General features: G+C 62.9%; 18 protein-coding genes and 1 pseudogene. 7 read left to right on the top strand and 12 right to left on the bottom strand.

Going from position 1 to position 20,615, the window contains the following annotated elements:
• Window positions 1-254, bottom strand: a pseudogene (locus NDB2M1_RS23190) (hypothetical protein); the annotation flags it as partial.
• Between the two features lie 118 nt (window positions 255-372).
• Between NDB2M1_RS23190 and NDB2M1_RS17335 the strand changes: the two are divergent.
• From NDB2M1_RS17335 to NDB2M1_RS17325, 4 genes are all read left to right on the top strand, one after another.
• Entirely contained in the window at window positions 373-978 is a 606-nt protein-coding gene (locus tag NDB2M1_RS17335; protein WP_039858464.1) for a cation efflux transmembrane domain-containing protein, read from the top strand.
• Window positions 975-2,525 carry a pyruvate kinase gene (locus NDB2M1_RS17330; protein WP_216234058.1) on the top strand — a complete coding sequence of 517 codons (1,551 nt, stop codon included), beginning with the start codon at window positions 975-977 and terminating at the stop codon, window positions 2,523-2,525. The genes NDB2M1_RS17335 and NDB2M1_RS17330 overlap by 4 nt, the downstream gene beginning before the upstream one ends.
• Window positions 2,526-2,605: 80 nt before the next feature.
• Window positions 2,606-2,731 carry a hypothetical protein gene (locus NDB2M1_RS23335; RefSeq protein ID WP_256374903.1) on the top strand — a complete coding sequence of 42 codons (126 nt, stop codon included), beginning with the start codon at window positions 2,606-2,608 and terminating at the stop codon, window positions 2,729-2,731.
• A gap of 1,066 nt (window positions 2,732-3,797) precedes the next feature.
• Window positions 3,798-4,223: a flagellar hook-basal body complex protein FliE gene (locus NDB2M1_RS17325; RefSeq protein ID WP_072384097.1), complete on the top strand. Its 426-nt coding sequence runs from the start codon at window positions 3,798-3,800 to the stop codon at window positions 4,221-4,223.
• 81 nt (window positions 4,224-4,304) lie between these two features.
• Here the strand turns inward: NDB2M1_RS17325 and NDB2M1_RS17320 are convergent, their stop codons facing one another.
• Window positions 4,305-4,907 carry a DedA family protein gene (locus NDB2M1_RS17320; protein ID WP_072384096.1) on the bottom strand — a complete coding sequence of 201 codons (603 nt, stop codon included), beginning with the start codon at window positions 4,905-4,907 and terminating at the stop codon, window positions 4,305-4,307.
• A gap of 62 nt (window positions 4,908-4,969) precedes the next feature.
• A complete protein-coding gene (locus NDB2M1_RS17315; protein WP_072384095.1) occupies window positions 4,970-5,719 on the bottom strand; it encodes an HAD-IIB family hydrolase in 750 nt (249 codons plus the stop codon).
• A 410-nt stretch (window positions 5,720-6,129) separates the two neighbouring features.
• Between NDB2M1_RS17315 and NDB2M1_RS17310 the strand changes: the two genes are divergently transcribed.
• Together NDB2M1_RS17310 and NDB2M1_RS17305 are read left to right on the top strand one after the other, a co-directional pair.
• The gene (locus tag NDB2M1_RS17310) at window positions 6,130-7,431 is read left to right on the top strand and encodes an NRAMP family divalent metal transporter (RefSeq protein ID WP_072384094.1); all 1,302 of its coding nucleotides are present in this window, start codon (window positions 6,130-6,132) and stop codon (window positions 7,429-7,431) included.
• 1,138 nt (window positions 7,432-8,569) lie between these two features.
• On the top strand, window positions 8,570-9,805 hold the full coding sequence (locus NDB2M1_RS17305; RefSeq protein ID WP_072384100.1) for a glycoside hydrolase family 130 protein: 1,236 nt from the start codon (window positions 8,570-8,572) through the stop codon (window positions 9,803-9,805).
• Between the two features lie 117 nt (window positions 9,806-9,922).
• On the opposite strand, the gene NDB2M1_RS17300 is transcribed toward NDB2M1_RS17305, so the two are convergent.
• From NDB2M1_RS17300 to NDB2M1_RS17270, 8 genes are all read right to left on the bottom strand, one after another.
• Window positions 9,923-10,669, bottom strand: a complete 747-nt coding sequence (locus tag NDB2M1_RS17300) for a VWA domain-containing protein (RefSeq protein WP_072384093.1) — start codon at window positions 10,667-10,669, stop codon at window positions 9,923-9,925.
• 13 nt (window positions 10,670-10,682) lie between these two features.
• Window positions 10,683-11,666 carry a hypothetical protein gene (locus NDB2M1_RS17295; RefSeq protein ID WP_072384092.1) on the bottom strand — a complete coding sequence of 328 codons (984 nt, stop codon included), beginning with the start codon at window positions 11,664-11,666 and terminating at the stop codon, window positions 10,683-10,685.
• A 4-nt stretch (window positions 11,667-11,670) separates the two neighbouring features.
• A complete protein-coding gene (locus NDB2M1_RS17290) occupies window positions 11,671-12,324 on the bottom strand; it encodes a TerD family protein (protein ID WP_072384091.1) in 654 nt (217 codons plus the stop codon).
• Between the two features lie 20 nt (window positions 12,325-12,344).
• Entirely contained in the window at window positions 12,345-13,520 is a 1,176-nt protein-coding gene (locus tag NDB2M1_RS17285; protein WP_072384099.1) for a hypothetical protein, read from the bottom strand.
• A gap of 151 nt (window positions 13,521-13,671) precedes the next feature.
• A complete protein-coding gene (locus NDB2M1_RS22920) occupies window positions 13,672-13,830 on the bottom strand; it encodes a hypothetical protein (RefSeq protein ID WP_206431254.1) in 159 nt (52 codons plus the stop codon).
• Window positions 13,827-15,020 carry an acetate/propionate family kinase gene (locus tag NDB2M1_RS17280; RefSeq protein ID WP_072384090.1) on the bottom strand — a complete coding sequence of 398 codons (1,194 nt, stop codon included), beginning with the start codon at window positions 15,018-15,020 and terminating at the stop codon, window positions 13,827-13,829. The genes NDB2M1_RS22920 and NDB2M1_RS17280 overlap by 4 nt, the downstream gene beginning before the upstream one ends.
• Entirely contained in the window at window positions 15,017-16,435 is a 1,419-nt protein-coding gene (locus NDB2M1_RS17275) for a bifunctional enoyl-CoA hydratase/phosphate acetyltransferase (RefSeq protein WP_072384089.1), read from the bottom strand. The genes NDB2M1_RS17280 and NDB2M1_RS17275 overlap by 4 nt, the downstream gene beginning before the upstream one ends.
• A 3-nt stretch (window positions 16,436-16,438) precedes the next feature.
• Entirely contained in the window at window positions 16,439-18,196 is a 1,758-nt protein-coding gene (locus NDB2M1_RS17270; protein ID WP_072384098.1) for a PHA/PHB synthase family protein, read from the bottom strand.
• Window positions 18,197-18,416: 220 nt separating this feature from the next.
• Between NDB2M1_RS17270 and NDB2M1_RS17265 the strand changes: the two genes are divergently transcribed.
• On the top strand, window positions 18,417-18,848 hold the full coding sequence (locus tag NDB2M1_RS17265; RefSeq protein WP_200894525.1) for a hypothetical protein: 432 nt from the start codon (window positions 18,417-18,419) through the stop codon (window positions 18,846-18,848).
• A gap of 48 nt (window positions 18,849-18,896) precedes the next feature.
• Here the strand turns inward: NDB2M1_RS17265 and NDB2M1_RS17260 are convergent, their stop codons facing one another.
• The gene (locus tag NDB2M1_RS17260; RefSeq protein ID WP_072384088.1) at window positions 18,897-20,159 is read right to left on the bottom strand and encodes a mechanosensitive ion channel family protein; all 1,263 of its coding nucleotides are present in this window, start codon (window positions 20,157-20,159) and stop codon (window positions 18,897-18,899) included.
• Between the last annotated feature and the right edge of the window lie 456 nt (window positions 20,160-20,615).

Below are 20,615 nucleotides of genomic sequence, written 5' to 3'. Positions count from 1 at the left end.
CATATCGGCGCCCGTAGGGCGGCACCACATAAAAGGGGCAGGAAAGCCTGCGAATAGCATCTGCTGGCATCGTACCGGATTTGTTCGCCCTTAGCGTGCAGATACGTCACTTTCGTGTAGTCACCCCCTATTGCCAGCGGATCCGGATTCCAGCGCGTCCAGATCTCGACGGGAAGGGGCGCGGAGCCGCAATAGGGAATCGGTGGAAGCCGCATGACGCTGCAACCATAGGCGCCTTCGGAGGTTCCCGCCACGAGTGGCTGTGGTCAAGCTTGCTGGAACGTGGCACGGAGGAACCGCAGGGCGTGCCGGCCGTATCACCCAGGGCGTGACGTCTCGCGCATGACCGACAAGCGATCCGAAAGGCGCCGCATGAACGACAGAGCGCCGGAAGGGCCAGACGAGAGACGGACGCTGTGGATCGTCCTGGTGCTCAACCTCGCGATCGCGATCGCGTTCCTGATCGCGGGCATTAGCGGAGATTCCAGCGCGCTTCTCGCCAACGGGCTCGACAACCTGTCGGACGCGGCGGTCTATGCCTTGAGCCTGATCGCTCTCAGCCGGGGGGCGAAGTGGAAGACGCGGGCGGCGGCCGTTTCGGGCTTCATGCTCCTGATCTTCGCCGGCGGTATCCTGCTCGACGTCGGCCGCCGCTATCTACAGGGCAGCGAGCCAATTGGCGTCACGATGATGACCATGTCGGCGATTGCGGCGGTGGTCAACTTCGTCTGCCTCAAACTGCTGCAACGGCTGCGAGAACCCGACGTCAACCTGCGCGCGGCGACCACTTTCAGCTTCAACGACTTCATCTCGAACGGCGGGATCCTTGTCGCCGGTGCTCTGGTCTGGTGGCTGGGATCCAACTGGCCCGACCTCCTGGTCGGTTTTCTCACCGCGGTGATCGCGATCAAGGGCGGCATCGAGATTCTGCGCGACGCGCGGTGCGAGGCACGTGAAGCAAAAAGGGCCAGTGCATGAAAAGCTCTAAGCACTCCTCGGCGGGCGATGCGCGCCGCCATCGGCATCTCGGGCCAAAGGCGCGGCAGCCGCAACCGGACGCCGCCATCACCGAACCATCGGCGCTTCTCGACCGCCTGGACGCGCTCACGACCGAGGTGCGGCGGGAAGGTGCGGAGAAGTTTGCCCGATGGAACATTGGAGATGTGCCTGGCTTGGCCTCCTGCGCCGCCAACCTGGCGGACTATCTCGCCCTGCGCGGACACGATCTGCGGCCGCTCCAGCGCGGGCTGACGATGCTCGGCCTGTCCTCGTTGGGGCGATCGGAGGGGCACGTCCTCCCCGCACTTCAGGCGACCCGCGCGGCGCTTGCGGCGATTGTCGGCAGGCAACCGGACGAGCGGCCGCCATCGGAAGCATTCTTCGCCGGCGAGCGCTGCCTGACCGAGCGGCGGCAGGCCCTGTTCGGTGCGACCGGCGATCTGCGCGCGACCGCAATCATGGTGACCTGTCCAAGCGAAGCCGCGGAAGACCCTGCGTTCATGCGAGACCTCGCCGACCGCAGGATCGAAGCACTGCGCATCAACTGCGCGCATGACGGTCCGCGCAGATGGTTGCGGATGATCGAACACGCCCGTTCAGCCGAGCAAGAGACCGGCCACAGGATGCGCATCTTCATGGATCTCGCCGGTCCGAAGATCCGCACCGGCGACATGGAAGGCGGCAGGAGGCGTCTGCACGTGGGCGACCGCCTGAGGATCGTCGAACCCGGTACGCTGGGTGCCCACAACACGGATGAGGCGGTGACGGCGGTCGAATGCACGCTCGGCGAAGCGGTGCGCAGTAGCCGGACCGGCGACCATGTTTTCTATAACGACGGCAAGCTCGGCGGCGTGATCGAGGAAGCGGGCGACGACGGACTGCTGGTGCTTATCGAACAGGCTCCGGAGAAGGGCGTCAGGCTAAAACCCGAAAAGGGCCTCAACTTCCCCGACGCCGATCTCGGCATCGCCGCGCTCACGAAAAAGGACCGCCGCGACCTGAAGTTCATTGCCGCCCATGCCGACGGCGTCCAATACTCGTTCGTCCAGTCCGCCGCCGACGTGATGCAGCTGCAGGAGGCGTTGGCGGAACTGCGCGACGACTGGCAGGAACTCGCGATTGTGCTCAAAGTGGAGACCATCCGGGCGATCGACAATCTGCCGGAGATCATGGTTCACGCCGCCAGCCGGCAGCCTACCGCCGTGATGATCGCGCGGGGCGACCTTGCCGTTGAGATCGGCTTTGCCCGCATGGCCGAAATGCAGGAGGAGATCCTTTGGCTGGCCGAGGCTGCTCACGTGCCGGTGATCTGGGCGACGCAGGTCCTGGAGAACCTTGTCAAGAAGGGCCGGCCTTCTCGTGGCGAAATGACCGACGCGGCGATGGCCGCGCGCGCCGAATGCGTGATGCTGAACAAGGGCCCACATATCCTCGAGGCGATCGAGGTTCTCCACACCCTGCTCGGCCGCATGGGCGAGCACCAGCACAAGAAGACACCGCAACTGCGTGCTCTGAAAAGCTGGTAGCCTTCGACACACATTAGCCCAATGAGGTATCTGGAACTGTCAGGCGCTCTCGCCGGTTCTGGGGATGCAAGGAGATAGCCATGGCCAGCACTCCACCCGATCCGCATCCCGACTCTCCACCCCGCGGCCCCAACCAGACCCCGGAACAGCTTCCGCAGCCGGATCACGATGGCCGGGAAAGCGTCGAAGACCTGCCGGAAGAGTAGTGCTTTACGATCATTGCACCGCAGCTAAGCTCCGGGTCCTTGTCAGTGGTGGCCTGAGCCGTGTCCGGAATTATGATGGCCACCGCTCATGCGGTGATGGCCGCGTGATCCATGGCCGATCGATCGGTGCCCCAAGCCAACGAACGCCGATCCGTAGCCGAAGGCACCAAAATAGGGTTGGCCGTAATAACCGGCAGGGTAATAGCCGCGCGAGGCTACCGCCGGAGAGAGGACAAGCAGGCAGGTCGGCGCCGCCGTCACACCTCCTTCAGTCGGGGTCGCGGGAGGCGACGGCGATCTGGTGACGGGCGCAATCGGCTCCGCGGCTATCGAACCCGGGGTCGTGCAGGGCACGCGGTAATAGACATACCCTGGTCCGCGCGGCGTGGTGGCGCATCCGCTCAAAGCAAGTACGGCCAGCAAACCAACTCCCGCAAGCCTCGATCTCGTGAACAACATTGTTCTTCCTTCCGGCGTGCCTCCCCGAAGGCCGCATGTTCACGATACACCACAGAGCCTCCTTCGCATAGCAAACTGCGCAGCGTGCTGGCTTTACGGGGCGTCAGCGTCATTCACCGTCAATTCAACCAAAGGATGCCACGCTGCTCGCCCACGGTTGACTAAAGTCAGGAGGTTGTCGTGAACAGGCGTGCTTTGTCGCTTTTGGCCGGATCGGCAGCGGCTCTCTTTCTGGCCGCGCCGGCACTTGCCGGACAGCATGGCGGCGGCGTGAATTGGACCGGGTCACATGGCGGCGTCAACTGGGACGGAGGCCACCCCTACTCGGGCGTCGACTATAAGGGCAATTCCACCCCCACTACGACCGAACGCTACCCGCGTCGGGCGCCCTATCTCACCCCCCGTGCTGATCCGGCAAAGCCCACACCTACCGACCGAGAGGCTCGCAACGGCTCTAAAAAACGTTCAGGCTCACCATACGGGACTCGGTAGACTTTCGCCGACTATCGCTCCTTTGAAAGCCCGTTCCGAGATAGGCAATGGGCAGTCCTTCACTGCTTGTTAACCTTAATGAAGGAGAATTTTCTCGCCTCAAGGAGCAGGACGAATGAGCGATATCGGCAACATCATGGCCGCGCGCAACGCGATCATCCAGGGCAATGCCGCCCTGCGTGCCGCGGTGCAGCGTTCACCAGTCGATGCCCAACGAGGCGCACAATTCGCTACGGCATTGGTGAATGCCCAAAACGCTCCTTCTACCCTTCGTGCAACGAACATAGGCGGGACTCCTCCCCCCGAAACCGCGGGTCCCGTGCCCGGTTTCGCCTCGACGCTTTCAAGCCTGCTGGCCCGGGTCAATACCGGACTGGACGCCGAGGACACCGCGGCGGAAGCCTATGAGCGCGGAGAAACAACCGACATCGCAAGCGTCATGCTCACTCAGCAGCAGGCGTCCATTCAGTTCGAAGCGACTCTGCAGGTACGCAACAAACTGCTCACAGCCTATAAGGACATAATGAACATGTCGATTTGAGGCGCTATGGCTTCACTGCTTAGCGCTCACCGGTGAGACACCGGCCTGCTCACACCCAATGCCTGATTACGCCGGTCCGACTTAGCGATGCTTCCGACCGAAGGTCGCAACGCGCCAAAGATACCAGATTCCTGCCAACGCCAGCACGGCATTGCTGACCGGCTCGACAATCGTGGCGATCTGGCCGTAGCGCTCGCCCAACTCATAGCCTGCGATGGCCAGCATGGCAGTCCACGCCGCCGATCCGATGGTGGTCCAGGCCAAAAATGGCCCCAGCGCCATGCCGGTGACACCAGCCGGCACCGAAATCAGCGTGCGGATGCCCGGCAACAGCCTGCCGAACAGCACCGCCCAGCGACCATAGCGATCGAACCATTTGTCCACCCGATCGATTTCTTCGGGTGTCAACGTCAGCCAGCGGCCATGATCCGCGGCAAACCGCTTGAGCCGCTCGATCCCGATCCAGCGCCCCACATAATACCAGAGGGTGGCACCAGCGACCGACCCCAGCGTGCCGGCCATGATCACGACCGGCAGCGAGCCGCGCCCCTGCGCTGCCGTATAGCCGGCCAGCGGCAGGATGACCTCGGACGGGACAGGCGGGAAAAGATTCTCCCCAAACATGAGCAGAAATACGCCAAGGCCACCCAGCTTGGAGATCAGCACGACGATCGCGTCATACATTCTTCTTTCTCCAAGCGAGCGTTGCCGTGTCGGTTACTTCCATCAACAATCCCTCCGCGCGATCATCGTTTCAGGCAAGCGACGATCGCGGTGATCACCGAGACCGTCTCCGCGACGTCACGAACCCTTACGGTGTCGAGACCAATCTCGGCCGCCGGATAGTCGTTACCACCCGGATAGATCGCATCGCCCAAAAACAGCATTTCATCCAGCCCGATGCCGCTTTCCGCGCTCAACCGCTTGAGTCCGTAGCCCTTGTCCACGCCTGCGCGCGTGACGTCGATCGACGTAGTGCCGCCGAGGTTGATCGAAAGACCGGGTAGCGCTTCGCGAAGAACGGCCTGCAGCGCCGTCCGCTTGGCGCGATCCGGATCCCATGCCTCCTTGGCTTCGAGCGGCGCTTGCTGACCGAGCCCCGAAAAGGTGAACTGGCTGCCGCGGTCTTCGAGCCGGTCTCCCCAGATGCGTTCATCGGTCAAATTGGCCTCCGCCAGCGCCCGGTCGAAAGCTGCGCGGATCTTTGCCTTCTCCTCTTTTTCGAACAGGTCCGCATAGATCGTTTGCCACGCGCTCCCGTCGAACCGATAGAGTTTGGTGCCGGTCGTCGGCATCAGCCAGAGCCGCTCTCGCTTAGCGTCGGCCGGCAAGCGCAATGCAACCTGCTTGTCGAACTGCGGCCAGTCACCGCCCGAGATCACCGCCACATCCGCGACCTCCAGAAGGCTCGATAGCGCGGCGCCCATCTCTTGGGACAAAGGCTGTTTGCTTTCCGCCAGCGTGCCGTCCAAATCGAACGCAATCAGTCGCTTCATGCCACATCCTTCCTCTGTCTAGCCGCGCGCTCATCTCCCGTCGACCGGGTCGGTTAGCCGCTTCGCGCGCACCCAAAGTTGGTGGAATGCACCAGACCGTCCAAGGTGCCACCGTTGCGGCGGCCCGTTCGCGGTTTATTCGGGGCTCTCTGGGCTCAGTTAGCAGTTATTCGACGTATGCAATTCCATTCGACATATCGACAAAGCCGTACACGGCGCAGCGGGCGCTGATCCTATGCAGCACTGCAACACCAATGCGGTCGCGCACGGCGGGAAGAATGCCGTGGACGCAATGGGCGAAATGAAGCAACCCACGCAGTAGTTTTAGTGATTCCTTGAGTTTCCACTGGCTTGATCGAGCACGACGGTGGCGATTTTCGACCTAGCTCGGAAAGATTGAGTCGGTCCAAATGCACGCCCTCCAGCGGTCACGCCCAAAACCCCTGCAGAAGTTCCATCGCCGCTTGCGATCGGTGGCGCTGTTTGAACAGCTCGGCCCCGGGCTCGTCACCGGCGCGGCCGACGACGACCCGAGCGGGATCGCCACCTACTCGCAGGTCGGCGCGCGCTTCGGCTTCCAGCTCCTCTGGGTCATGGTCCTCGTCTATCCGCTGATGACCGCGATCCAGCTCATCAGCGCCCATATCGGTCGTGTCACCGGTTGCGGTCTTGCCAAGAATATGAGCAACGCCTTGCCCAAATGGCTTGTCGCGGGCCTCGTGGCACTGCTGTTTATCGCCAACACGATCAATATCGGCGCCGACCTCGCCGCTATGGGTCAGGCGGCGGGGCTCATCGTCGGCTTCGATGGCAAAATTCTGACCGTTGGCCTGGCATTGGTTTCACTGACCTTGCAGCTGTTCGTCCCTTACAAGCGCTATGCTGCCTTGCTAAAATGGGTGACCCTGAGCCTGCTTGCCTATGTTGCCGTCCTCTTCCTGGTCAAGATCGATTGGTCCGCCGTGTTGGTAGGCCTCGTCTGGCCCAAGGTGGCCGGCGTCGGTGCCTGGACGATGATCGTCGCCGTCCTCGGGACCACGATCAGTCCCTATCTGTTCTTCTGGCAGTCCGCGCAAGAGGTCGAGCAAGTCTCCCAGGACCCTGATGCAAAACCTTTGAAAGAGGCGCCCGGCCAGGCGCGGCGCGAGTTTCAGCGCATCCGCATCGACACCTTCGCCGGCATGGCGATTTCGGTTGTGGTGGCCCTTGCGATCATGATCGGCACGGCCGCGACCTTGAATGCCGCCGGTCAGACATCGATCCAGACCGCGACCGATGCCGCAAAGGCACTCGAGCCGGTCGCGGGGAAGTTCGCCCTGGCGCTCTTCGCCCTCGGCATCATCGGCACCGGCATGCTGGCGGTTCCGGTGTTGGCGGGATCGGCCGCCTATGCCGTGGGTGAGAGCCGCGGCTGGAAATGCGGCCTCGAAGAAAAGCCCTGGCATGCGGTGGGCTTCTACACCATCATCGGCCTTGCGACACTGGTAGGGCTCGCGATCAGCTGGTCACCGATCGATCCGATGCATGCGCTTATCTACAGCGCGGTCATCAACGGCTTTGTCGCCGTCCCGATCATGGCGACGATGATGACCATCGCCCATCGCCGATCGGTGCTTGGCAATTTCACAGCCTCGCGTCCACTTCTGGTGCTTGGCTGCCTCGCAACGATTGTCATGGCCGGCGCGGCGCTCGCGTCCGTGCTCCTGCCGTAGCGCCCGCAAACACCTGCCGTGTTATAACTTGAAGATTGAGGATCAAGCCTCATGAAGGAAAAGAGGAGATCGCAGGCCCGCCGCGCCGCATTCCGACGCCGCTCGATCATCGTCACGGTGTTGGGACTGGCAGCCGCTGGCACGATCATGGTCCTGGGTTCTCTGGGCCTGTATCCGCGCGCCTGTTTGATCGCGAGTTCGCTACTGTCGCTGTTCACCCTTTTCTATGCCATTTCACCTTCCGTTCGATCCGGGCAGACAACGCCCGGCTCCAAAGGGAAATCACGATCGCAAAGCTACGCCTGTCGGCCAACCTGCCACCACCGGTCCGGCCGGCGCGGCCTAAAGGTGCCGGTGGCGGGGACAATGAAGAGGTGTGATCGCCGACCGCTCTCTCAAACGCTACACCCAGCGTTGTCGGCGCAGACGCAGACAGATCGCCGCGCAGAGGCTGCCCATGGCGAGAAGAAAAATGCCTTAGCCGAACCTGGCCGTCACACCTACAATGCCGGGAAAATTCACACTGGAAAGCGCTGTAGCCGATGTCAGAAGCGCGAGCATGACAGACCATGCGGACAATGTACGCACCGTCCGTTCGATTTCGGTCGCCGGTACCCAGTGCGCCCGGTGCGAGCTTCCGGGCGACTACGCCATCCCAATATACTCGCGCGGCCACAACGCGCATGGGGTTCTCCCGCTGATTTCGATATCAATGTCACTTCACGCGGCAGTAGCGGGCGGCACGTCGACGGCCAAGCGAGATGACGAACTCGGAAGATGCACTCGAATGAGAAAGCGACCATCGGTTGTTGTTGCGCTGTTGCCGGCTGGCGTTTGGCTGCTTGCCGCACGGGCCATGATGGCTACCTCAAGCCGGACGCGGCGATTTGGTTTGATCCACCCCCGTCTCGCGCTTTACCTCAGCTTCCGAGCAGCCGCGCTCTATCGCGCGGGCTTTGCGGCCTGGAGTTACAACCGGGGAAAATGGCGCTGACTTCTCTTCGCATCACAGTGCCCTATCTAGGCGAAGCCGACATGATGTACGCTCGTGTCCGGCTGCGTCTAAAGCTCGCGGGATGACGCAGTGACCGACACCCTCAAGGCAGCCGATGTCTTTACCAAGCTCGACATTAAGCTGATGCCCGATCCCTCCCGGACGGTCATCCGCCCTTTCGGTTTCGACTATCCTGCGGCGTTTGCAGCGGGCCGGCCGCCGAGGAGCCAAGCTGTTGCGGCCCGGCTGATGGCGCTCGATCCTACCTATCGGCGGCGGATGCTGGCGTTGCTGCGCCGCGCGATGCAAAGGCGTCATCGACGCGTCGACAATGTGTTCCTGCACCGCTTCGAGGAAGTCAAAGGCGGGCTTGGGATCAACGTGGTCGACCAAGACGATCGGCTGCTCGTCGGTGCCTATTTCAGCCAAGAATACGCCTTCGAAAGCGCGGCGCTGTTCAACCCCAGCATCGTCGAGATTCCCCATCGCGACCCAGGCGACGGCAGCATACGCTTCCTTCTTTCGTTGCGCGGGGTTGGCGAGGGTCACGTCTCGTCGGTCACCTTCCGCTCCGGAAGCTGGGACGGTGGCGACGGCCTCGTCATCGATACGGCGAGCGGCCAAGGCGTGCCACCCCGAATAGAGCGCCAGGAGCAGGGATGGGTCCGACTGCGGTCCGATGACAGCGAGGATATTTCGGAAACGGTCATCTTTCCCATCCTGCCCAGCCAGCGGCAGGGCGTGGAAGATTTGCGATTGGTCCGCTTTACAGATCATGATGGTGCGCAAAGCGTAATCGGCACCTACACAGCTTTCGACGGCAGCACGGCGCGCGCCGAGCTCTTGCGCGGTATCGATGTGCGCACGTATGAAATGCGTCCACTCGTCGGCGCCATGGCGGGATACAAAGGCATGGCGCTGTTCCCGCGGCGCATCGACGGGCGATACACAATGCTCGGACGGCAGGATAGTGAGAGCTTGTGGCTTCTACAATCTGACACGCTTGAGCGATGGGAAGAAGGCGTGCCCATCATGGCGGCTCGTTACCCGTGGGAGTTCGTCCAGATCGGCAATTGCGGCTCGCCGATCGAGATCGACGAAGGGTGGCTGGTGTTCACCCACGGCGTGGGACTGGTCCGCGGTTACTGCATCGGCGCCTGCCTGCTCGACCGGGACGATCCTACGAAGGTGCTTGCGCGGACACCCTCTCCGCTTTTGTTCCCGAGCGGCGAGGAGCATGGCGGCTACGTGCCGAACGTCACCTACAGCTGCGGCGCGCTGCTCCACCGGCGGCGTGTGCTGCTGCCCTACGCCGTCGCCGACGAATATTCCGCGTTCGCGGTGGCGAGCGTCGATGATCTGCTCAGCGTGATGCGGTAGGCCGTTCGATCTTCGCGCGCCCGGGAGAATAGCGTGCCGTGACCGATGAGGCTCAGCAATATCCTACGTCATAACGCTACGATCAATTGCCAAGTGATTTGATTGTAAAATGACCGCCTAGGATTTAAGCCAGTCGAGCAGTTCTGAGCCGAGCAGCTGAGTGTTGAGCTGTTCGTCGGACAATTCGACGAAGGCGTCGAGATCGCGGATGATGACAACGCCCGTGTTACGGAAGCGGGCGGCGATGTGGCGCAGGAAGCCGAAATCGACGTCGTGCTCGCATGCGCCGACGAACAGGAAATAAACCTGATCGCCCCGCCGTTCAGATTCCTCCAGGATTTGAATCGTGCGGCCATGGTCGGATGGGTCGTTCTCGCCATCGGTTACGAAGATGACGATCGAACGCTTCTTCGTACGAAATTCTGGCTCCTGGCCGACCCCGAAGAAGCGACTAAGGAACCCGCCCCCCGCCTCAGCTGGCAGCCAACCAAAGTGCTGGAGATTCCGTTCGAGCACGTAGCTGTAAGTTGTGCCGCCGTTCCAGCCAGGCACGCGCTTTACTACGTTGCGGACAATATACCCTCGGCAATCGTCAGGCGCGACTGTACCAACGTGGTGCACGCTACGCTTCCCGTCGCTGAAGGTGAAGACGTCCATCCGCCCGTCTGGATCAAGCTCCATGCCGAAGGGCACCAGCCGCTCGATAAGCCGGCTGGTGGTGCCCTCCTCATGCTCGTGCTCGAACGAGCCCGATACGTCCATGTCGAAGATCAGCTCGGCCTTGACGTCGGCGGCAACACCGGCCTTCTCGAGCGAGACGCGCAGGGTACGGGCGGATTTCTGGAGGTCGAGCTGGAGCGTCATGGTCTTGGGCCCTTCATGTCTTGAGCTGCTGCAGAATAGTTTGGAGGCGGTGTTGGAGTTCGCCGGCCTCGGTCGGGTTGGGCGAGCGCGCCCCACTCGCAGTGGCGGTCAATGCAGCTATGGTGGAGAGCCAGGCGGGCATTGCCACCAGCACCGCTTCTTGGATCGCGGCGATCAGGTGCAGCGGCTGCTCGGCCTGCGCGGCGCGGAGCGGATCGTCGCCTCGAAGCTGTGCGACTGAGCGGGTCAGGCTCATCGCGCGCTCCAGGAACCGCTGCGACAGCGCTGGCTGCGTGATCGAGAGATGGTCAGCCAGGAACCCCGCCGCCAGCGCCGCCGCCTCGATGTCGCCGCCGGTGGCCTCAATCCGGCGCGCCTGTTCGCTCAGCCGGTCGCGCAGCCGCAGAAGGGGATCGAGTGCGGCGGCCGTCAGCCGCACCAGCTGGTCGAGTTCGGCCCGTGCGTCTTCCAGCGCACAGAGTGTATCGATCCGGCCCGTTCCGCCAAACAGCCGGTCGAACACCCCGGCCGGCCGGCCGATGCCGCAGATCACCGGCAGATCAATCGCACCGAGCAAGTCGATCATCCGCGTCACATACGCCCGAACCCGGCCCAGTTCGTCAGCCCGCGCCAGGTCAAGCGTCCGTGCGACAAGATCGGCGTACTCCTGTTGCGCGCCGTGGCCCCACAGGGTGATGGTGCGGTCGCGCGCACCCTCGACCACGAAGCCCTCGACGAGCCGCACCGCGGTGGCGGCGACGGCGGGGGCGACGCCGGGCGACAGCCGGGCGATATCGGCGACGGTGACGGCGATGCGCCTGCGTTCGACGCCGGGAATAGCGGTGGGAGCTACGACAGGGCGGGTCGCATGCTCGGACACGGGCGGCGACGCGCGGTCGGCGGGGCGGCGCGAAGTCTTTTGGCCGGGCGCGATCGGACCGATGACCGTCGGGCGCAGCCGGGTCGGCCCGCGGTTGGGAGGCGCGTCGTCGGGCACCAGCTCAGGAGAAATGAGCGAGCACGTCGTTAAATGTCCCGTTGAAGCCACGTCCCACCGCGGCATATTCCCAGCCTTCAGGGCCAAGCAGTAGGCTGCCGAGCTGGACCACGTTGAACTCCTTGAACTCGGACGACAGCTGGTACGCGCCGAGCTCGCGTCCGCTGCCATCGGTCAGCGTGATCGTGCACAAGTCGATGTCGCCGAACGCCGGCTCATCCTCATCGGCATCGCCCTCTTCATGCCCTCCGCCATGATCCGCCTCGTGGACCGTTACCAAAATAGGGATCTCATTGACCCCCGCAGGCAACTTCGATCCGTCGATGATGATTGATTCGCTGCTGTTCTGCACGCGAAGGTCGCCGCTGTGCGACAAGCCCCCGCTCGGGGTGGCAAACGAGCCGTCCGTGTTAGACGCCAGCGCGCCGCCCTGCGGGTTCATCCGCGTGGTGTTGTAGGTCGAGAGCACACTCACCAGCTCGGTCACCTTGGCGCCATTGCCGTCGTTGCGCGCCTCAAGCGCGTGGACGTCGACGTCGTCCGCATGGTCGGCGTCGCAGCGCCACTCCACCTTGGCGGTGAAGCGCGCGCCCTTATTCAGCGAAAGTTGCAGCTTAGGCACCGCGACGCCGGGCTTCTCGAGCGACAGGGTGAGCATTGTTGATCAGGTCCTTCGTTTCAATTGGGAGCAAGCGTGGCGAGTTCCCGCCGCGCGTCCGCGAACTTGCGGCGGGCTATCTCGAACTTCTCGTCGGTAGTCTTGCGCGCAACTTCGACCAGTCCGTGGATTTCCTTGGTGGTGGCAATGATCGTCTCGATCTGCTGAGCCTGCGCGACCCGGTTATCGCCGGGTGCGATCGCCGCAGTCACCGCCACGTCCTTCAGCGCGCGGCCGCGCAGCTCGGTCAACTGGCGATCGAGCTTGGCTTGTCGGCCGGCGATTTGCTGCACGCTTCTTACCGCAAACGCGCCGTGGATCGACAGCAGCGTCATCTTAATCGAGGCGAAACGCGACGCGACGGTGGTCGCGGTTTCCTGCAGGGTGGCGACCCCGGCCTGCTCGATCTGCTGGATCACCAGCTGGTCGGCTGGAAGACGGGTGTAGCTCCCCTCCAGCGCCAGCGCGCGGCTTTCGAGCAAGCGCAATTTGTCCTTCAGCTCCGTCAGCCGAGCCTGTGCCACCGGGTCGGCCGGGTCGAGCGCCGCCTCCTCATTTGCGACATAGGCCTGCGCCTTGTTGAGCAATGCGCGCGCCACCCCGGCGGCGACGGCGAACTCGCCGAAGTGGTTGCCGTAGCTTTTCTTCAGCTGATCGAGGTTCTGGAGCTCGGCGAACAGCTTCTGCATCTCCTTGCTGAGCTCACCCTCCAGCCGGGCCATCTCGTCTGCAAGCGTCTTGGTCCGCCCCGCGATCAGGTCGCCGATCGCGGTCAACATCTCGTCGATCAGCTGGTCTGGCCGCTTACCGCGCAACCGCCCGAGCAGGCGGCCGAGGAAGCCCGGCTTCTCGCCGTTCTGCATTTTATCAAGGATGGCAGGCAGGTCAGCGTCCTCGACCCCTTTCTCCAGCCGCCCAAACAGCGCGAACACCGCCGCAGCACTGTTCTTGTCGAGCCGCTGAAGAAAGCCGTCGAGCGTGCTTTGCAGCGCTTGTTCGGCTTCGAGGCCGATACGGATCACATCGCCGGAACGCATGGTGGCGAAGTCAAGCTGCGCGAGCTGCTTCTCCGCCTCGGGCAGCTGCTCGGGACGAAGGATGATGGCGCCGGTTTCAAGCGGTATGGGAGAAGCCGCCGACTGCTGAAGTTCGACGGAGCTCCTGCCCGGGTTGGATCCAATGATCGTCGGCTTCATCACTTCTCCTTCGCCCACAGGCGACAGTATATTAGCAGCGATGATCGCACCAGCAATTTGCGAGGATAAGGCGCCGCAACCCCGGAGCAGTTCGCAACGGCGATACCGCCCGTCCCCCGGCATAGCAGTGCGGCCAGCACGTTGAAAATGGTCACAAACTGCGACGCTTGGCAGATCGTGCCTGATCAAGATGAAAATTGGCGCTGCGCGACCGCGTGAACGCCTCTGCGCAACCCGCCGCGATGCTGTGCTCGTTGGCGATGCCCACAATCAGGCCGCGTTTGCCGTCAAGATCGACAAGTGACGTCATGATTGCAATGCTTCTAAAAGGGCCAGGGTGTGAAGCGCGATCATCCGCTCCTCGTCGGTCGGAATGACGAGAACGTCGATGCGGCTTTCGCCGGCCCGCGAAATGCGAAGCGCGTTGTCCGCATTGGCGTCGTCGTCGATCTCGAGACCCGCCCAAGCCAACCGGGTACAGATGCGCCGCCGCACATCGGCGTGATTTTCACCGATCCCGGCGGTGAACACGAACGCATCCAGTCCGCCAAGTGAAGAGATAAGCCCGCCGGCCTCGCGCGCCACCCGCCAGCAGAAGAGATCGATCGCCTCTTCCGCCTCGACGCTCCCGTCTTCCGACAGCGCACGCATGTCGCTCGAGATGTTCGATACGCCGAGAAGACCGGATTTGCGGTAAAGCAGGTCCTCGACCTCGGCCACCGGCATGCTTAGCTGTGACTGGAGATGCAGCACGACGCCGGGATCGATGCTGCCGCAGCGCGTGCCCATGACAAGCCCGTCGAGGGCGGTGAAACCCATCGTCGTGTCGATGCTGCGCCCGCTCTGCATTGCGCACAGGCTGGCGCCGTTGCCGAGGTGCGCGGCAATCACACGCCCGCCCGCGAGCGCCGGATCGATCTTGCCCAGACGCCGTGCGATATATTCATAAGAAAGACCATGAAAGCCGTAGCGGCGGATACCCTGATCGTGGAGGAAGCGGGGGATGGCGAGCCGGGAGGCGACCATCGGCTTGTCATGGTGGAAGGCCGTGTCGAAGCAGACGACCTGAGGAAGATCGGGGTTGATCCGGGCAATGGCGCGGATAGCGGCGAGATTGTGGGGCTGGTGGAGCGGCGCGAGAGGGCAAAGCGCCTCCAGGGCGTCGAGCAGGACCGCGTCGACCCGTTGCGGCGCGGCAAAGCGGGTGCCGCCGTGAACGACCCGGTGGCCGATCGCGACGACCTGCCGGTCACCAAGATGGTCCGTGGCCCATGCAAACAGATCTTCGAGCAGATCGGCATGGGTCAGCGACGCCCCATCCGGCCAGTCGCGGTCTATCAGGACTTCACCCTCGACGGAGCGGATGCGGAGAGCGGGTGCAATACCGATCTTTTCGATCTTGCCGCTTGCCGACAAGGTGAGGCTGTCAGGATTGCCGAGCGTATAGAGCGCGAACTTGATGCTCGATGATCCGGAATTGAGACTGACGACGGCCTTCATGCGCGCGTCGCCATCCCCGGCGCGGCCTTTGTCGCCGCATGGGCCATAAGCACAGCGACCGCGCACGAAGCCAACCGGGTCCGCAGGCTGTCGGCACGGCTGGTCAGGATGATCGGCACGCGCGCCCCGAGAACGACACCGGCGGCATCCGCATCACCCAGAAAGGTCAATTGCTTGGCCAGCATGTTGCCGGATTCGATATCGGGTACGACGAGGATGTCCGCCCGTCCCGCGACCGGCGAGACGATGCCTTTCTCGCGCGCCGCATCAGGGCTGATCGCGTTGTCGAATGCGAGCGGCCCGTCGAGCAGTCCGCCGGTGATCTGCCCGCGATCCGCCATCTTGCAGAGCGCTGCCGCGTCGAGCGTGGAGACCATTGCCGGATTGACCGTCTCAACCGCGGAGAGGATCGCGACCTTCGGCTCCTCGATCCCGATCACATGCGCGAGATCGATGGCGTTGCGGATGATATCCGCCTTCTCCTCCAGGCTCGGGGCGATGTTGATCGCCGCATCGGTGATGATGAGAGGTCCCAGGTGGTCCGCCACATCCATCACATAGGCATGGCTGATCCGCCGCTCCGTCCGCAGGCCCGTGCCGGACGCAACGACAGCGCCCATCAGTTCGTCGGTGTGGAGCGAGCCCTTCATCAGCAGTCTGGCCTTGCCCTCATGCACGAGTGCGACCGCCCTGGCCGCCGCGTCATGGCTATGGCCGGCAGACTCGATCGGAAAGCCCGTGATGTCCTTCCCGGCCTCCTCGGCCGCGATGCGGATTTTCGCCTCCGGGCCGACCAGGATGGGGGCGATCAGGCCCTGCTCGGCTGCCTCCACGACCGCCACGATCGCCGACGCGCTGCACGGATGGGCTACCGCGGTCGGCACCGGCGCGAGCCCAGCCACTTTTTCCATCAATCGACGATAACCATGACGTTCGGCAAGATGGACGTCCGGCAGGGCAATGCGCGGGCGGCGCACTTTCTCGTTCGGCGCCTTGACCTCCGCGCGGCCTGAGATCACCTCCTCGCCGTCCTGGTTGACGCAGCGGCAGTCGAATATCACGATGCTGTGTTCCGTCTGCTTCTCGGCCACCGTTACGCTGGCGGTGATCGTATCGCCAAGGCCGACCGGACGCGAGAAGCGCAGCGACTGGCTGAGATAGATGGCGCCGGGACCCGGAAGTTCGGTGCCGAGCACCGCCGATATCAGCCCGCCACCCCACATGCCATGCGCGATCACGCGGCGGAACAGGTCAGTCGCGGCATAGTCGGGATCGACGTGCGCGGGATTGACGTCGCCCGAGACCAGCGCGAAGAGCTGGATGTCCTCCTCGCGCAGTGTTCGCGCCAGGCTCGCCGTATCACCCACCGCGATCTCGTCGAAGGTGCGGTTCTCGATCATTGGTTCGTCATTCATCGCTCAGCGCTCCAGCACATAATGGCCGGGTGCCTCTGCGAGCGGCGCATAGCCCTTGTCCGGTGCGCCCATCGGCGGCGGCGTGCCCGCTTTGCCCGACAATTTTGCGAGCCAATCGCTCCACGCGGTCCACCAGCTGCCTTCGTGACGCGTCGCGGCATCCAGCCATGCGTCGGGGTCGAGCGCGGCTCCATCCGCCTCGCGAGTAAGCAGACGATAGGACCGGCCTGGATGCCCCGGCTCCGAGACGATCCCGGCATTATGGCCGCCGCTGGTCAGCACGAAGTCGATCGGCGCCCCGGTCAGCCGGTGGATCTTGAAGACCGAACGCCAAGGCGCGACATGATCGCGCTCCGTGCCGACCACGAACATCGGCCAGCGCAACACCGACAGGGCGATCGGGCGTCCATTGACCTGGAAGCGTCCTTCAGCGAGATCGTCCTCGAGGAACAGCCGGCGCAGATACTGGCTGTGCATGGCATAGGGCATCCGCGTGCCGTCCGCGTTCCAGGCCATGAGGTCGTTCATCGGCTCGCGCTCGCCCATGAGATAAGTGGTGAGCACGCGCGACCAGACCAGATCGTTCGAGCGCAGCATCTGAAACGCGCCGCCCATCTGGGCGCTGTCGAGATAGCCTCGACCCCACATCATGTTCTCGAGCAGGCTAAGCTGCCCTTCGTCGATGAACAGGCCCAATTCGCCAGGCTCGCAGAACTCGGTCTGGGCCGCGAGCAGCGTGAGGCTGGCCAGCCGGTCGTCGCCATCGCGCGCCATGGCCGCCGCCGCGATCGCGAGCAGCGTCCCGCCGAGGCAATAACCCGCCGCATGGACCGAAGCGCCGCCGGTGATCGCGGCGACGGCGTCGAGTGCGGCCATCGGTCCAAGCTGCAGATAATCGGCCATCTCGAGGTCGCGATCGGTGCTGCCGGGATTATGCCAGGAGATCATGAACACGGTGAAGCCCTGCGCGGTGAGCCACTGGACCAGCGAGTTCTCCGGCGAAAGGTCGAGGATGTAATATTTCATGATCCAGGCGGGCACGATCAAGATCGGCTCGGGCCGGGCCTGCTCCGTCGTCGGCGCATATTGGATCAGTTCCATTAGCCGGTTCCGGTACACGACTTTGCCTTCGGCGGTCGCGAGGGTTTCGCCGACTTGGAACGCTTCCGTACCGGCCGGCGGCAGGCCGCGCATCAGCGCCTCGACGTCGGTCATCCAATTTCGCAGGCCATCGGCCAGGCACTGTCCGCCGGTCTCCAGGATACGCTGCTGCAGGACGGGGTTCGTGGCGAGGAAATTGGTGGGCGCCACCGTATCGAGCCACTGGCGGACAGCGAAGGCCACCATCTCCTCATGATGCGCGGTAACGCCCGTGATCCCGGTCGTTGCCGCGTGCCACCATTGCTGGTTGAGCAGAAAGGCCTGCGAGACGAGGTTGAACGGCGCCGACGCCCAAGCTGGGTCGGCAAAGCGCCGATCCTGCGGCAGCGGCTCGATCGCGCGCGCCGCCTGCGCGTCCGTCGCGCTACGCATGGCATAGTGTCCCAGTCGCGTCATTTTGCGCAGCGCCTTGGCAGCGAGCTGCGTCTGCTTGCCCGGCGAGGCTGCAAGGTGCAGCATCCAGTCGGAGACGGCCTGGGCCAGCGTGGCTGGCGACAAGCCGAAGGTTGCCTGAGCAATCATGGCACCCGCGGCGCGGTCCATGGTCTCCGCCAGGCCATCGAGCGGATCACCCACGCCGGGGATCTGGGCTTCGACCATGATCTTCAAACCTTTCATCAACGGGCGAATTCCTAAGCCTTCCGCACATGACCCCGAGACTCGGGAGCGGAGCAGCACAATCGAGGCACGCCTTTCCTATGTTCGGTAACAGACGCGCTATAGGGACATTCCCTATTGTGTCTTTGTTGCGTACGGGTGAAGATGGCCGCTGGGTCGTTTGGCCAGACCCCGCATCTGGCTAATATGAAGGGAATTCGCTTTGTCACATGGCTCGCGACGCTGGAAAAACCAATCGATCGAAGGCTTTCCGCAGGAGGGAGCCACGCGGATCCGAAGCGGGAAATTGCGGCCTTTCGCCTGGATTCTGATCGGCCTCGCGATGCTAATCTGGTCGCTGCTCTCCTGGCTTCTCTACAGCTTTACCGACCCCGTGCTCGCCTGGCTCGCCACCTCGCTCGATCTCGTCGTGGATCGCGGACAGGATACCGCGAAAACCCTGGGCAACAAATCTGCCGGCGACATACTGGCCGCGCTCGATACCAGCAGCCTGCCCGGACAATTGCTGGGGATGCTAAAGAGCACCGGCAAGGGCGCCGTCGTGGTCATCTGGGTAATCGGCATGGCCGCATTAGCCATTTTGCCTATCGGCTTGTCCCTGATTGGCCGTTTCTATGTCCGGGGGCGCCATTGAAGTATGGCGACGCAACGGAACTCGAGCGCCTGGACGGCTTGAGAACGCTCAGCCATCTCCCACCCCGATCGATTTCTTCGCATTCTCGCCCAATGACATCCGTTGAACGTCATGGCCGCTCGGTGCCTGATAGAGGCGCAGGCCGAATTCAGGCAGGATCGCGAGCAAGTGATCGAAAATATCGGCCTGGATGGTTTCATATTCCGACCAGATCGTCGTCGCGGTGAAGCAGTAGATCTCCAGCGGCAATCCCTGCGCGGTAGGTTGGAGCTGACGCACAAGCAGGGCCATATCGCCCGACACACGCGTTTGTGCGCGAAGATACGCGATAACGTAGGCGCGAAACGTGCCGATGTTAGTTAGACGCCGTCCATTCACGACATCCCCGCCATGCTCGACGAGCTGATCGTTCGATTGCGCCAGTTCGCCCTGTTTGCGGATTAGATACTCGTCGATCAGCGCGAAACGGCGCAGGCTCAGTTCGTCCTCTTCGCCCAGAAAGCGGATACTGCTCTGGTCGATGAAGAGAGATCGCTTGATCCGTCGCACACCGACGTCTTGCATGCCGCGCCAGTTCTTGAAACTGTCGGAGATGAGCCGATAGGTGGGTATGCTCGTGATCGTCTTGTCGAAGTTCTGCACTTTGATCGTGTGCAAGGCAATATCGATCACGTCTCCATCAGCATTGAGCGCTGGCATCTCGATCCAGTCCCCGACCCGGAGCATGTCGTTGGAGGTGAGCTGCACCGATGCGACCAGCGACAGGATTGTATCCTTGAACACCAGCATGAGCACTGCCGCCAGCGCGCCCAGTCCCGAGAGCAGTAGCAACGGCGACTGTTCCATTACCACCGCAATCACCAGCACCGTGCCGGCAAGAAACAGCAGGATTTTGAGGACCTGGATATATCCCTTGATGGGACGGTGGTCGGCATCGGGCCGGCGCTGATAGAGCCGGTTTGCAAGATTGAGCGCGGCGTTCATCGCCAGGATGATCGTCAGGATGATGAAGGCATTCGCCACATTATGGATCGCCGTCGCCAAACCAGCTGGCAGATGCACGACCAGTCCGACGCCGCGGGCGAGGATGAGCGCAGGCACGATATTGGCGAGCCGCGCGACGATAGGTGCGGGAGTCGGACCGTCCTTGGGCAACAGCTGCAAGGCGAACTTAAGGATCACCTGCTTGACGATCCAGTTGACGAAGACCGCAACCGCAAACAGCAGGGCGACCCCAAGCATCGCCTCCAGCCATGAAGGCATGGCCGCCGCGAAGGGGAAAGTGACGGAGAAGGTTTGCGAATCGATCATGGCGCTCGCCGGCAACCTATCTTGCATCGCAGCCGAGGATTTCAATAAACGGCAGCCAATATGGGGCCGCCACTTCGACAAATAGAAGCGACGAAAGCTGGATTCGCAACGGACCCTCCTTCAAGATTGCATTGGAACAACACCAGATTGACACCATGGCGACGTAACGACGGCGCAGTAAACGACTGGCGGGTCACACGAACAGGTTTTTTGGTAGATCGTCGCCTTGGCCTGTATCGCCTCCGAACTTCAAGAGGTCAGGGTCGATCCAGAGCAGTGCTTGCGAAGGCTTCTCGGTCGAAACCTGCACGTCACACTTACATGAAACGCCAGTCCCGAAGTTCACCAGATAATTCTGTGAGGTTGAGAACCACCGCCTCATCCAGACGCACCGACGATGAACACCCTCCAGGCAAATTGGCTCGATTGGCTGCGAGACGTTCGTAATCGACCTTG

The sequence above is a fragment of the Novosphingobium sp. NDB2Meth1 genome (genome assembly GCF_900117425.1).
Lineage (GTDB): Bacteria > Pseudomonadota > Alphaproteobacteria > Sphingomonadales > Sphingomonadaceae > Novosphingobium.
Note: the sequence above shows the minus strand (reverse complement) of the source record. Positions and strands in the feature narration are given on the sequence as shown.

Coding starts and splice junctions, on each gene's coding strand:
- NDB2M1_RS17285 (WP_072384099.1), bottom strand. CDS start 13,520: ATGAAGCCGACGATCATTGGATCCAACCCGGGCAGGAGCTCCGTCGAA.
- NDB2M1_RS17310 (WP_072384094.1), top strand. CDS start 6,130: ATGCACGCCCTCCAGCGGTCACGCCCAAAACCCCTGCAGAAGTTCCAT.
- NDB2M1_RS17280 (WP_072384090.1), bottom strand. CDS start 15,020: ATGAAGGCCGTCGTCAGTCTCAATTCCGGATCATCGAGCATCAAGTTC.
- NDB2M1_RS17330 (WP_216234058.1), top strand. CDS start 975: ATGAAAAGCTCTAAGCACTCCTCGGCGGGCGATGCGCGCCGCCATCGG.
- NDB2M1_RS17335 (WP_039858464.1), top strand. CDS start 373: ATGAACGACAGAGCGCCGGAAGGGCCAGACGAGAGACGGACGCTGTGG.
- NDB2M1_RS17275 (WP_072384089.1), bottom strand. CDS start 16,435: ATGAATGACGAACCAATGATCGAGAACCGCACCTTCGACGAGATCGCG.
- NDB2M1_RS22920 (WP_206431254.1), bottom strand. CDS start 13,830: ATGACGTCACTTGTCGATCTTGACGGCAAACGCGGCCTGATTGTGGGC.
- NDB2M1_RS17270 (WP_072384098.1), bottom strand. CDS start 18,196: ATGGTCGAAGCCCAGATCCCCGGCGTGGGTGATCCGCTCGATGGCCTG.
- NDB2M1_RS17305 (WP_072384100.1), top strand. CDS start 8,570: ATGCCCGATCCCTCCCGGACGGTCATCCGCCCTTTCGGTTTCGACTAT.
- NDB2M1_RS17260 (WP_072384088.1), bottom strand. CDS start 20,159: ATGATCGATTCGCAAACCTTCTCCGTCACTTTCCCCTTCGCGGCGGCC.
- NDB2M1_RS17290 (WP_072384091.1), bottom strand. CDS start 12,324: ATGCTCACCCTGTCGCTCGAGAAGCCCGGCGTCGCGGTGCCTAAGCTG.
- NDB2M1_RS17300 (WP_072384093.1), bottom strand. CDS start 10,669: ATGACGCTCCAGCTCGACCTCCAGAAATCCGCCCGTACCCTGCGCGTC.
- NDB2M1_RS23335 (WP_256374903.1), top strand. CDS start 2,606: ATGGCCAGCACTCCACCCGATCCGCATCCCGACTCTCCACCCCGCGGC.
- NDB2M1_RS17315 (WP_072384095.1), bottom strand. CDS start 5,719: ATGAAGCGACTGATTGCGTTCGATTTGGACGGCACGCTGGCGGAAAGC.
- NDB2M1_RS17325 (WP_072384097.1), top strand. CDS start 3,798: ATGAGCGATATCGGCAACATCATGGCCGCGCGCAACGCGATCATCCAG.
- NDB2M1_RS17320 (WP_072384096.1), bottom strand. CDS start 4,907: ATGTATGACGCGATCGTCGTGCTGATCTCCAAGCTGGGTGGCCTTGGC.